Raw genomic sequence first — 10,899 nt, 5'->3', positions numbered from 1 at the left:
ACCGGCACCTGCACCACCTGCCACCGCCCCCTGCCCAGAACATCCACCACCAGCCCAAACCTGAGAGCCAGAGCAACCTAACGGAGTCCTACTAGGGCGAGGTGCGGATCAGTGGCTGCGGGGGGGGGCATACATGATCACGGCCATGCCGACGAGGCAGACCAGGGCGCCGATGACGTCCCACGGGTCGGGGCGGTAACGGTCGGCGACCATGCCCAGGCGATCGACCCGGCCACGAAGATCCCGCCGTAGGCGGCGAGGATGCGGCCGAAGCTGTCGTCGGACTGGAAGGTGGCCACCACCCCGTACAGGCCCAGCGCGATGACGCCGGTGCCGATCCAGATCCAGCCCTTGTGCTCGCGGATACCCTGCCAGACCAGCCAGGCGCCGCCGATCTCGAAGAGAGCGGCCACGACGAACAGGGCAACGGAACGAGCGACAGTCATCGCGTCGGACCCTAGCGGCGGCCCGCGCCCGTGATCTTCAGCGGGTTTCCGGACCCTTGGCAGCCGCACTCGTCTTCGCCAGGGGCCTTCGGCGCGCAGGAGCAGGCGCGGCGGCGCTGTCCGAGCCACCAGGTTCCGGCGGCGAGCACCGCCAGGATGACGGCGATGGCAGGCAGCCAGCTCACCACTACTCCGGCACCGGTGCCGACGACGCCCGCCGTGATGAGGACGGGCAGGGCGCAGCACGCCACACACGCCAGGGCAGCCAGGCCCCCGAGGGCCTTCGGGGTGCGGTGAGGGCGGGGGTCAACAGCAGGGGCCGGCATGGCGTTTCTCCTCGGCGAGGTCGGTGAAGGGGATGGGGCAGCACGCACTTCCGGCGCAGACGGTCAGGTCGTCGCACCCGGCTTCGACGGCCGCGGCCAGTGCGGTGCGGATGGTGGTCAGGTCGGCGATCTTCGCTTCGACCTCGGCGAGCTTGGCCGCGGCCCGCTCCTGGAGCCCTGCGACGGGACGGCCGTGCCGGTGGCGGCCGGCCTCCAGCAGCTCGGCAACCTCCTCCAGCGTGAACCCGAGCCGCTGGGCGGCCTTGATCACCCTCAGCGCGGTCACCGCGTCCTCGCCGTACAGGCGGTGGCCGCCGTTGCTGCGCTCCGGCTCGGCCAGCAGGCCCCGCCGCTCGTAGTAGCGCAGCGTCTGGACATTCACCCCGGCCGCCTCGGCGACCTGCCCGCTGCGCAGGCCCGCGCTCACCCCTGCACCCTGACGGTGCGTGCGGCGATGGCGTCCAGGACCGTCTCGTGCGCCGCCTCCACCGCGATGTCCAGGCCGATCAGGTCCTCGCCGGGGGTGGTGGTGAAGGTGAAGAACGAGCAGCAGGCCTGTTCACGGGCCTCACCCCGGCCCGGGCGGACGGCACCACCGGCGGCCCCGTCCTGGTCGACGCCAACGGCTGGAACGAGCCGGGGCTGGTCTTCGTGACCGCGCACTCCGACAGCCCGATCACCCACATCACGGCCCACTTCTATCCGCTGGACGCACCAGAGGGAGCCCAAGAGGCCGGATCGACCGAGAACTTCACCCAGTACTCCGGACAGGACGCCACATCCGGCACCTGGAGGGCGCCGGTCCACCTGGCGGACCTCGGCGACTACCGGGTCACCGTCGCCCTCCAGGACGCCTCCGGCGCAACCGTCACCGGCGCCCTCTCCCGCGACCCCCTGCAGTACCGGACCATCGTCATGGTCTCCGGTCTGACCGCCACCCCGAGTGTGCCCGACTACCTCCACCAACAGGTCTCCATCAGCGGCACCGCCCTCGCCCGGGATCCCCGCACCCCCGACGCCCCGGTTCCCGCCGCCGGCACCCCCGTCGACGTCGTCGCCGACACCGGACTCGGCCGGACGATCACGACCGCGACCGCCGGCCCCGACGGCCGGCCCCGACGGCCGCTTCACCGCCGCCTACGTCCCCACCGAGCAGTCCTTCCGGCTGTCCGCCGCACCTCAGGCCTCCAGCAGCTACCCGGGAGCGATCGACCTGTCGACATACCCCACCCAGTGGCTGCACACCACCCAGGCACCGGTCCGCTTCACGGCAAGCACCCACTCCCTGAACCTGAAACAGGGCGCCACCGGCACCGTCACCGGGCACGCGGAGATCCAGACCACCGCCGGCTGGCAACCGCTGCCGAACACCGCGATCACCCTTATGGACTCCTCGGTGGTGGCCGGGCAGACGACCACCGACAGCCGGGGCGACTACACCCTGCGTGTCTCCTCGGAGAGCCCCGCCCCGAACGCCGAACTCTTCGCCGGCACCGACTACATGCCCTTCCAGCAGGTCGCCACCCAACCCTTCAGCCTCCACGTCGCCTACACCACCCACATCGACGCGGGCGTGTCCCTGTACGACGACTCGGCCCTCCATGTGGACGACGGCTACGTCTACTACGAAGACGCACGCGCCCACTGGCCCGCCAAGCCCACTGTCACTCTGCAGTACTCGAAGGACGGCAAGAGCGGCTGGAAGAACGCCACCAGCATCCCCATCAAGATCCGCTACAACAAGCCCCTGTTCGAGGAGACGTTCGCCCACACCTTCACCGCACCGGACACCGACGCCTACTGGCGGGCCCGCTTCGACGGCAACCCCGACCTGGGCACCAGCACCACCAAGCCCGTCCACCTCTACCGCTACGCCACCCGCATCACCGGCTTCCACGCCTCTTCCGACCCGGTCCGCAAGGGACAGGCGTTCAGCTTCGGCGGCACCCTCCAGTACAAGAAGGGCAACACCTGGAAACCGCTCACCGACGACGCCTGGCCCACCCTCTACTTCAAACCCCGCGGCTCCAGCACCTACCACTACGTCTGCGAGCTGGACACCGACAAGAAGGGCCACCTCATCGGCATGGTGGCCGCCAAGCAGGACGGCACCTGGGCTCTCGCGGTCAACCGCCAGACCGGAGACCACTACCTCAGAAGCACCCGGGTCACCGACTACGTCGACGTCCGCTAGCCGTCGCCCGTGGCGACGACACCTGGACCCACCTCGTCGCCATCTTCCGGGCACCCGCCCCGGGAGGCTCCACCACCGGCAACAAGGCCCCTAGCAGGATGGCACCCTCATTCGGACCGCCACCAACCTCAGCCCCCAGTACGACTCCTCCATGCCCCTGACCATCGGCGGCTGCATCAACAGCGCCTCCGCCACCACCCCCTACCCGGCCTTCCCCGGCTCCGTCGCCGACGTCCACGTCTACCCCCGCACACTTTCGGCGACCGAAGTCAGCGCACTGCACTGACCCACCGCCGAAACAAGGCCCGCGCCGACTCCGACACGAGCGGCGCGGGCCCGCCCACGTCCGCGGCGGCGGCCGGCCACACCCAGCCGGCGAACGGACCGACACCGTCGAAGGTCCACCGAAGACCAGCTTGCGGGCCCACCCAAGAGATCACGCCCGCCAGCGCAACCTCCGAGCAAAGGCGCATTGCCGAAATCGAAGCGGCACACCACAGGCGCGTCCACCGGAAAGCCGCCGAGGAAGTGGCCCGCATCCAGTACGTCGGCTCAGCGCTCGCCCCATCCACCATCGCGCGAGCCATGCCGCCCAGCCAGACCGACGTAGACGTGGCCGTTGGTGGCGGTGTTGAGGGCATCGCCGGGGTGGAGTTTGCCAGCCGCGACCCAGGTGTGTGTCGTGTCGTCCCAGATTGGGTGGTTGGCGGTGGTGTGGAGGGTGGCGGTGTGGCCGTTCTTGGTGCGGATGGTGAGGTCGAGCAGGTCGCGGTCATGGTTGATCCATCGTCACGCTTGAGCCGTTCCCGATCGCCAACCTGCCCCACGTGGACCTGCCCGCAGCCGACGTTCCCTCCACGGTCGTCGGCGCCCAGGAGATCGAACGCCTGGTGACCTTGACCGACACCACGCCCAGCTCGCTGCTCCTCGAACGGGGGGGCCGGCCCCCTGCGCTCCACATGGGCGCTCGACGAGTGCCTCAAACGGGCACGAGGGCGACCGCAACGCGGTCCTCGACCAGGGATCGGCGGCCTACCCATGGGCGACGGCCCGGCTTCCTGCCGCCTCGGACGCGTTGCAGCCCTACGGCGCGAGTACACGTACTGAGTAGCGGACCGCGGGAACCGTCGTCTGCGAGGCGCACGGCACCCTGCCGTTACTCCGGTTCAACGACGCCCTCCGCGGGCAACGTCACCTGCGGCCCGGCCCCAACCATTCCTGCCCGCCGGATCGAGGGGCATTGAGGCGACGGCACACACGGAGCGCGCGGCGTCCAGCAGCTCCTGAATGCCGGCCACCATGCAGGCGAAGCCGATGCCCCGCCAACCGGCACACCCCGTCATTCCGAAGGAATACGGAACTCGAATTCGGGACGGTCCCACTGCACCGTCGGCGGGTTCGCGAACGCGGTCCCGATCCGCACCGCACCCACGCGGTGGTAGAAGTCCTCGGCAGGAGGATGCGACACGACCTTGACACGGTCGAGCCCGGCGGCACGGGCCTCGGACTGCATGTGCGCGACGAGCAGCCGTCCAATGCCCCGTCCTTGCGCTTCGTCGGCGACGAACAGCAGGTCGAGCTCCGGTGGAGCGAGGACGAGCGAATAGAACCCGAAGACCCGGCCTCCGTGCTCGTCGGCGCCGACGGCTACAAAGGCACGGTGGGTCTCGAGGTAATCGGGACCGACCCGGTAGCCCGCGACTGCGGCTGCGTACCTCCCCTCGTAGGCACCTGAACCACGCACGAGCCGCGTGAGCCGTTTGGCATCGCGCGCGACGGCCCTCCGTATCGTGATCGGCTGACTGATCGGGGAAGTGCGTGAACTCATCGGGAGAGTATTTCGCGCCCCGGCATCGAGGTCGCGCGCGGGGGTTGGCAGCCACCCCCGGCAGGTCGGGGTGGCACCGCACTCCACATGAGGAGTCATCGAAGACACGTCGTCGGAGGCGGAACGCATAAGTGAGTGAGCGGGGCCCGCCGCGTTGTCGTGGTCATCCGGGGAGGCAGCGGCGAATGCCAGCGCGGTCGGGGCCAGTGTGGACAGGGACGAGGTCCGCGCGTTGGTGGACGAGTAACAGACGATCCGGTCGCTCTCGGCCCGGATCCGCAGCCGCCCGAGCCAGTGCCGTGGACGACGCTGTTGATGGTCGGCTCCGCCACCGCGCTCAGGAGTCGAGGCCGAGTTCGGCCCAGACCGTCTTGCCGGGGTGACACGGGGTGACGCCCCAGCGTCGGGCGAGTCGTTCGAGGAGTTGCATGCCAAAACCGCCGGGCTCGGTGTTCGCGGTGGCGCGTTTACGGGGCCGGCGGTCGCTCGAATCGCTGACGGCTATGCGCAGCCACCGCCCGTTCCAGGTGAGCTGGATCAGGGGCGGCCCGGAGCCGTGGCGGATGGCATTGGTCATCAGTTCCGAGACGAGCAGTTCGGCGGTCTCGATCATCCGGTGCCGGCGCAGCGGGCCGCCGAAACCTTCCACGCAGTCGCGGGCCCAGTGCCGGGCGGCCGTGATGCTCGCCGTGACAGCCGGAAAGCGCGTCTCACACGATGGGATGGTCGATTCACCGTTCACGAGGTTCCTCCAGCGCAGGTGGCCCTGGTCCGCCGCCGGCCGGTGCTTGCGCAGCCGGTGGGAGCCCTCTGTCGGGTTACCCCTGCCTGCCCGGTGAACCATCTGTGTCTGCCGGGTGACCGGCAGATCTCGGGTCATCCGCCGGGAATCTGACAGTGTCGGCGCGTGCTGGGTGAGTGCGCTGCCGCCCCCTCGACGCCTTCGGCACCAGGATGGACGACAACACCGACGTCCTGGCCGCTCCCGCACTCCCCCATGAGGAAGCACAGCTGTGAGCGAGACGCCCGCCGACACGAGGCGCACTCCTTCTGGGCATCACCGTGCTCGTGACCGTCTGGCACCACATCGAGGCCGTCGGTTGTGCGATGCCCATGGCCCTGCTGTCTGTCCAGGGTCGGCGGGGTCTGATCCGCCGGCGCAGCCGGCCGGCAGGACGGCAGGACGGCAGGACGGCAGGCTGCGCCGTGTAAACGGATTGCCTGCTCGTGTCAGATCCGCGATTCCGTGAGCACGGTGGCTGAGGCGGCGTACGACGTCGGTGCAGCCCGGTGCGTTGACGCCTTCTGCGACCGCGGTGCCCTGTTCGCCGAGAGCCAGGTCCGAACCGGCACACACGCAGTGAAGGCCCGGTGCACACCGGGCCTTCACGTTCGAGTAGCGGGGACAGGATTTGAACCTGCGACCTCTGGGTTATGAGCCCAGCGAGCTACCGAGCTGCTCCACCCCGCGTCGGTACGGTGAACTGTACGGCACCGATCGGAATCGGCCCAATCGACTTTCGCCCGCGCTCGGAGCGGGCCCGATTGCCCCGACCCATGATCGACCGACATGGCCACTGCCCAGCCGGCCTGAATCCGGATTCTGAGCTCGGGTGCCGTTGGAGTACAGACCCACCTGGAGAAGTCTCCACGAGCTGGTCGGCGGTGCTGGTCCAGGCCGGGCAGGCGTGACGTCCATGCGCCCCGTGAAAAGCCCCCGTGGTCAACGGCCAGCAGGCTCACCGTGCCGGTCGAGGCGGCCGTTGGACGGAGCGCGCGCCGGCAGGTCATCAAGGGGATCCTCGTCCACATGCGGACCGGCATCCCTTGGGTACCCTCCGAGGAGGCGTAAGGGTCGCGACAGGCTCCGCACCAGGTGATACCCGGATTTGTGAAGGTCCGGGTGGACTCCTGCGTCTGTCGGACACGGTCGCGGTGACTCCCGGCCGGTTCGTAGTGGACTGGCATCCCCGGTCACGAAAGCCGCTTGTCCCTACGGACGGCTGTCGCCGCCATCGGTCGGCGGGCGTGGCGGGCGTGCACTGCGTAGATTGGACGGTGCCTGGGACGTGTTCATGAGGACCGGCGGGTGGGACGTGTGAGCGCCACAGAGATCGATTTTGCGGCGGTGTTCGCCGCCAGCCCGAGTCCCTACTTGCTACTGGACACGGACCTGGTGATCCGCTGCGTCAATGGAGCGTTCCTGCGGGTCACCGGATGGCCGGAAGGCGACCTGGTCGGGCGATATCTGTTCGACGCCTTTCCACCCAAACCCGAGGATTCCAACGACGACGGGATGCGCAGCGTAGAGGCATCGCTGCGGAAAGTGCTGGCGTCGGGGCAGCCGGACATGCTGGTGCTGCAGCGGTACGACATCCCCGCCCACGGACGCCCTGGGGAGTTCGAGGAGCGGTGGTGGTCCCCCGTCCACACCCCCGTCCTGGGGCCGGACGGCCAGGTCAAGTGGATCCTTCAGCGGGCCGAGGACGTCACAGCCTTCGCCGGCTCCGCCGTCCGCCGGCGCGGCACGCATCTGGGCGGGCCAGAGGAGACCGTAGCGGCAGAGGTGTATGCGCGGGCGCAAGAGCTGACGCGCTGGAACGACGAACTACGCCAGTCGCACAGCCTCGAACGGGAAGTCGCCGTCACTCTGCAAGAAGCCATGCTGCGCGCTCCTGATCTGGAGCGGCACAAGGACATCGCCGTGCGCTACCTCCCGGCCATCACGTCACTCAACGTGTGCGGCGACTGGTACGACGTGGTCGACCTGTCGAATGGCCGCTTCGCCGTCGCTGTCGGGGATGTCGTCGGCCACGGACTACAGGCCGCCGCCGTGATGGGCATGCTCCGCAGCGCCCTGAGTGCCGCCATCCGCGCTGTTCCCAACCCCGCTCAGGCCCTCGAGGTCCTCGGCCTGTACGCCCGGTCGTTCGAAGACGCCCTGGCCGCCACCGCGGTCCAGCTACTCGTCGATCCCCGCAGCCGCGCCATCGTCTACAGCAACGCCGGTCACCCACCACCGGTCCTGCTCCATCCCGACGGCAGCTCCGAGCTTTTGGACCAGGCCACCGACCCGCCGTTGGGCGCCCGCCCAGAACACCTCCCCCGCCCCCAGGCCATCCTCCCCTACACACGCGGCGACACCCTCGTGCTCTACACCGACGGGCTTATCGAACGCCGCAGCGAGGACATCGACGCCGGCCTGTCCCGCCTGACCGATGCCCTCGCCCAGCACGCCGCTCTCCTGCCCGACGGCCTGGCCGACGCGCTGCTGACCCGCCTCGGCGTCAGCACCGGCGGTCGCGACGACATCGCGCTGGTCGTCATCCGCCTGTGAACAAGCCGACTCGTCGGACGAGCGAGCACCCCCGGAAGCTCCCCGTCGAGACCGCACACCCACGGTCATGCACATGGCTGGCTCTCCCTGCAGTGCCGGAGGTGGACGCCATGCCCACTGCGGCGTCCGTGCGTCGGTTCCGCCCAGGGGGACTCGGTGGTGTCCGGGAGGAAGGCCGCCGCATCGCCGGCGAGATTTCAAGCAGGGGGGACGCCCAGGGGACGGCCCGCCCGTCGTGGATCCGCCCGCGGCAACGTGTGGGACGAGCGGCGCGAGCCCGAACCCGGCGCGGTCAGTAGGTGGCGAGGGAGATAGCGGCGTAGTGCGCGGTGAACGCCGCCACGGTCAGGGCATGGAAGACCTCGTGATAGCCGAACCAGCGGGGTGAGGGGTCGGGCCGCCGCAGGGCGTAGACGACCGCGCCCGCGCTGTACAGGAGACCGCCGACAACGATCAGGATGACTACTGCTGCTCCGCCGGTGTGCAGGAAGTCGGGAAGGTAGGTCACCGGCGCCCAGCCCAGGGCCAGGTAGCACGGGGTGTACAGCCAGCGCGGAGCTCCGACCCACAGGACCCGGAACGCGATGCCGGCCAACGCTCCCGTCCAGACGATCCACAGCAGCACGGACCGCTGGTGCGGCCGGAGGAGGAGCACGGCCAGGGGGGTGCAGGTGCCGGCGATGATCAGGAAGATGTTGGCGTGGTCCAGGCGTCGCAGAAGAGCCTCGCCGAGCGGTCCCCAGGTGCCACGGTGGTAGATGGCGCTCGTCGCGAACAGCAGCCAGGCGGTGATCGCGTACACGGCGCAGGCCAGGACCGCCTGCTGAGTACCGGCCAGGCAGATGAGTACGACGCCCGCGATCAGTGCGGCGGGGACCATTCCGGCATGGAGCCAGCCACGCAATTTCGGCTTGATCGGTTCGGCCAGGTCGGCCACCCGCTCCACCAGAGCAGTAACCGAGTGAGCCCCCTTCCCCGCCTGGTCGCCTGGTGATTCGTCGGGCAGCCCGTCTGCACGGCGCTCTCCACGCGCTGACACGACGTGATTACCTTCGACTTCAGCGGCGTCGCGGGACACACTTTCTCGGCCTCCCCCGGGCTCCTGGGCGTCACTGGCAACCATGCGGGTCATGCTAGGAAATCTCACCCGGTCACATGGCGGGAGGTCGGTCCAGAACCCCAGAGCCACGTCGCCGGGCCTGAGCCGGTTCGCCACCGTGGGAACTCCGACCCCGTTGGCCTACCGCCAATTGGGCCTGCCGAGCCGAGTAGAACGGCTGGTCCTGGGAACGATCAGTGCTTACGAAGGGGCATCTCCGCTCGCCTACGCGCGAGGATCGCCGATGCTCCTGAAGTCCGCCCCTACGTATCCACCGCGCTCGCAGACCAGTTGGAACACCCACTGGACCTGGCTCCGCATCTCGAGGCCGGCCGGCTCGATGTGGAGGGCGTCGCCGGCGTCGCAGTGGTCGCAGCCGCCCACTCCGATGGATATGCGGCCACCGGCCATCTCCTCGGGCTGCTGGCCGCGCTGCCTGCCCCCACCGCAGCAGGAGAGCACTTCTGGTCGGACCTGTGGAGGTCTTCGGGCACCGCGTACCTGCTGCCCGTCAACATCGAGGATTCGGTGCGGCGTTCGCTGGCAGGAGAGGGAGCCGCCCTGGCCCGGCAGATCCTCTCGGCCGTCGATGAGATGACCCCGCCCCAGCGCGTCGCGGCCGGGGAGGTGATCGGTCAGGCGCTCGTCGAGTCCGACCATCTGCCCGACCTCAAGACACAGGTCATCGGAGAACTGTGGCTCCGAGATCTCGAGCTGGCAGCGGCCCCGGGCCCACGGACCAGGGGGCCGCGCAGCCATTGCTGCGCGGCCCCCTGATCCTGCACCGGCCCGGCGCGACAGCAGGCAGGGCCTGCACGGGCGGCGGCCACCTGACGCGGCGTGCGCACCTCTCGGGCAGGTCTGCGAGGTCGAGGTCAGACCAGGTTGATGTTCTCGGCCTGCGGGCCCTTCTGGCCCTGGGTGACGTCGAACGTCACGGCCTGGCCCTCCTGGAGCTCACGAAAGCCGGTGGAGTTGATCGCGGAGTAGTGCGCGAAGACATCCGGGCCGCCGCCGTCCTGGGCGATGAAGCCGAAGCCCTTCTCCGCGTTGAACCACTTCACAGTTCCCGTTGCCATGTCTCATGCCTTCCAGTCGATGAACGCCTCCCACTCCATGTGGCAGACGGAGGTGATCGTCCTGGTTCCTGCGGCACAGCACAGCAAAACGCCCACACCAAAGGCGCGGGCAGGGAATTCCGAACCACGACAGCTGACGCAGACGCTACACGCCCACACACCGGGTCACCACAGGAATGATCACGCCACACACGAGATCGTGCGTGCGGTGCCCGCCGACGCTGACGGGCACACTCATCTCATGCTGCTGCCGTCGGGTTCGCTGATTCGGCGGCACGGCGATATTCGGTGTTGGTGCGCTGGGCTTCCTCGAGCTGGTCTTCGAGGATGACGATCCGGCAGGCGGCCTCGATGGGGGTGCCCCGATCGACGAGTTCCCGGGCACGGGCGGCGATGCGCAGTTGGTAGCGGGAGTAGCGGCGGTGGCCGCCTTCGGAGCGCAGGGGGGCGATCAGGCGGTGTTCGCCGAGGGCGCGGAGGAAGGCAGGGGTAGTGCCGAGCAACTCGGCGGCTCGGCCCTTGGTGTAGGCAGGGTAGTCGTCGTCATCGAGACGGCCGAACGTGTCGTCTGCTGTCATTGCACCTCTCTG

At 69.2% G+C, this 10,899-nt stretch carries 12 protein-coding genes, 1 tRNA gene and 1 pseudogene; 4 read left to right on the top strand and 10 right to left on the bottom strand.

Features of this window, described 5'->3' with window-relative positions:
- Positions 1-108 precede the first annotated feature (108 nt).
- The 4 genes and pseudogenes from AB0958_RS30415 to AB0958_RS30400 all read right to left on the bottom strand — a co-directional run bounded on the left by AB0958_RS30415 (position 109) and on the right by AB0958_RS30400 (position 1,435).
- Positions 109-446: pseudogene (locus AB0958_RS30415) on the bottom strand (YnfA family protein).
- Positions 447-457: 11 nt separating this feature from the next.
- The gene (locus tag AB0958_RS30410; RefSeq protein ID WP_366893675.1) at positions 458-772 is read right to left on the bottom strand and encodes a hypothetical protein; all 315 of its coding nucleotides are present in this window, start codon (positions 770-772) and stop codon (positions 458-460) included.
- Positions 753-1,199 carry a MerR family transcriptional regulator gene (locus tag AB0958_RS30405; protein ID WP_366893674.1) on the bottom strand — a complete coding sequence of 149 codons (447 nt, stop codon included), beginning with the start codon at positions 1,197-1,199 and terminating at the stop codon, positions 753-755. The genes AB0958_RS30410 and AB0958_RS30405 overlap by 20 nt, the downstream gene beginning before the upstream one ends.
- Positions 1,196-1,435 (bottom strand): hypothetical protein, encoded by a 240-nt coding sequence (locus AB0958_RS30400; protein ID WP_366893673.1) that lies wholly within the window; start codon positions 1,433-1,435, stop codon positions 1,196-1,198. The genes AB0958_RS30405 and AB0958_RS30400 overlap by 4 nt, the downstream gene beginning before the upstream one ends.
- 280 nt (positions 1,436-1,715) lie before the next feature.
- Between AB0958_RS30400 and AB0958_RS30395 the strand changes: the two genes are divergently transcribed.
- Both AB0958_RS30395 and AB0958_RS30390 read left to right on the top strand, forming a co-directional pair.
- Complete coding sequence (locus AB0958_RS30395) at positions 1,716-2,966, top strand: hypothetical protein (RefSeq protein WP_366893672.1); 1,251 nt, start codon at positions 1,716-1,718, stop codon at positions 2,964-2,966.
- A gap of 151 nt (positions 2,967-3,117) precedes the next feature.
- On the top strand, positions 3,118-3,252 hold the full coding sequence (locus AB0958_RS30390) for a hypothetical protein (RefSeq protein WP_366893671.1): 135 nt from the start codon (positions 3,118-3,120) through the stop codon (positions 3,250-3,252).
- A 1,053-nt stretch (positions 3,253-4,305) separates the two neighbouring features.
- Here AB0958_RS30390 and AB0958_RS30385 read toward each other — a convergent pair.
- The 3 genes from AB0958_RS30385 to AB0958_RS30375 form a co-directional block, all read right to left on the bottom strand.
- A complete protein-coding gene (locus AB0958_RS30385; protein WP_366893670.1) occupies positions 4,306-4,794 on the bottom strand; it encodes a GNAT family N-acetyltransferase in 489 nt (162 codons plus the stop codon).
- A 337-nt stretch (positions 4,795-5,131) separates the two neighbouring features.
- The gene (locus AB0958_RS30380; protein WP_366893669.1) at positions 5,132-5,536 is read right to left on the bottom strand and encodes an ATP-binding protein; all 405 of its coding nucleotides are present in this window, start codon (positions 5,534-5,536) and stop codon (positions 5,132-5,134) included.
- 655 nt (positions 5,537-6,191) lie between these two features.
- Positions 6,192-6,265: transfer RNA gene (locus AB0958_RS30375), tRNA-Met, on the bottom strand.
- Between the two features lie 627 nt (positions 6,266-6,892).
- Between AB0958_RS30375 and AB0958_RS30370 the strand changes: the two genes are divergently transcribed.
- Complete coding sequence (locus tag AB0958_RS30370; protein ID WP_366893668.1) at positions 6,893-8,131, top strand: SpoIIE family protein phosphatase; 1,239 nt, start codon at positions 6,893-6,895, stop codon at positions 8,129-8,131.
- 292 nt (positions 8,132-8,423) lie between these two features.
- On the opposite strand, the gene AB0958_RS30365 is transcribed toward AB0958_RS30370, so the two are convergent.
- Complete coding sequence (locus tag AB0958_RS30365) at positions 8,424-9,254, bottom strand: hemolysin III family protein (RefSeq protein WP_366893667.1); 831 nt, start codon at positions 9,252-9,254, stop codon at positions 8,424-8,426.
- Positions 9,255-9,521: 267 nt separating this feature from the next.
- On the opposite strand from AB0958_RS30365, the gene AB0958_RS30360 reads away from it, so the two are divergent.
- Complete coding sequence (locus AB0958_RS30360) at positions 9,522-10,007, top strand: hypothetical protein (RefSeq protein ID WP_366893666.1); 486 nt, start codon at positions 9,522-9,524, stop codon at positions 10,005-10,007.
- A gap of 98 nt (positions 10,008-10,105) precedes the next feature.
- Here the strand turns inward: AB0958_RS30360 and AB0958_RS30355 are convergent, their stop codons facing one another.
- Together AB0958_RS30355 and AB0958_RS30350 are read right to left on the bottom strand one after the other, a co-directional pair.
- Positions 10,106-10,309, bottom strand: a complete 204-nt coding sequence (locus tag AB0958_RS30355) for a cold-shock protein (protein WP_055495910.1) — start codon at positions 10,307-10,309, stop codon at positions 10,106-10,108.
- A gap of 239 nt (positions 10,310-10,548) precedes the next feature.
- Positions 10,549-10,887, bottom strand: a complete 339-nt coding sequence (locus tag AB0958_RS30350) for a MerR family transcriptional regulator (RefSeq protein ID WP_366893665.1) — start codon at positions 10,885-10,887, stop codon at positions 10,549-10,551.
- Positions 10,888-10,899 lie beyond the last annotated feature (12 nt).

The organism is Streptomyces sp. NPDC006655, assembly GCF_040703965.1.
Classification (GTDB): Bacteria; Actinomycetota; Actinomycetes; order Streptomycetales; family Streptomycetaceae; genus Streptomyces.
This window is presented reverse-complemented; position numbering and strand designations above follow the sequence as displayed.

Coding starts and splice junctions, on each gene's coding strand:
- AB0958_RS30410 (WP_366893675.1), bottom strand. CDS start 772: ATGCCGGCCCCTGCTGTTGACCCCCGCCCTCACCGCACCCCGAAGGCC.
- AB0958_RS30390 (WP_366893671.1), top strand. CDS start 3,118: ATGCCCCTGACCATCGGCGGCTGCATCAACAGCGCCTCCGCCACCACC.
- AB0958_RS30385 (WP_366893670.1), bottom strand. CDS start 4,794: ATGAGTTCACGCACTTCCCCGATCAGTCAGCCGATCACGATACGGAGG.
- AB0958_RS30365 (WP_366893667.1), bottom strand. CDS start 9,254: ATGGTTGCCAGTGACGCCCAGGAGCCCGGGGGAGGCCGAGAAAGTGTG.
- AB0958_RS30355 (WP_055495910.1), bottom strand. CDS start 10,309: ATGGCAACGGGAACTGTGAAGTGGTTCAACGCGGAGAAGGGCTTCGGC.
- AB0958_RS30350 (WP_366893665.1), bottom strand. CDS start 10,887: ATGACAGCAGACGACACGTTCGGCCGTCTCGATGACGACGACTACCCT.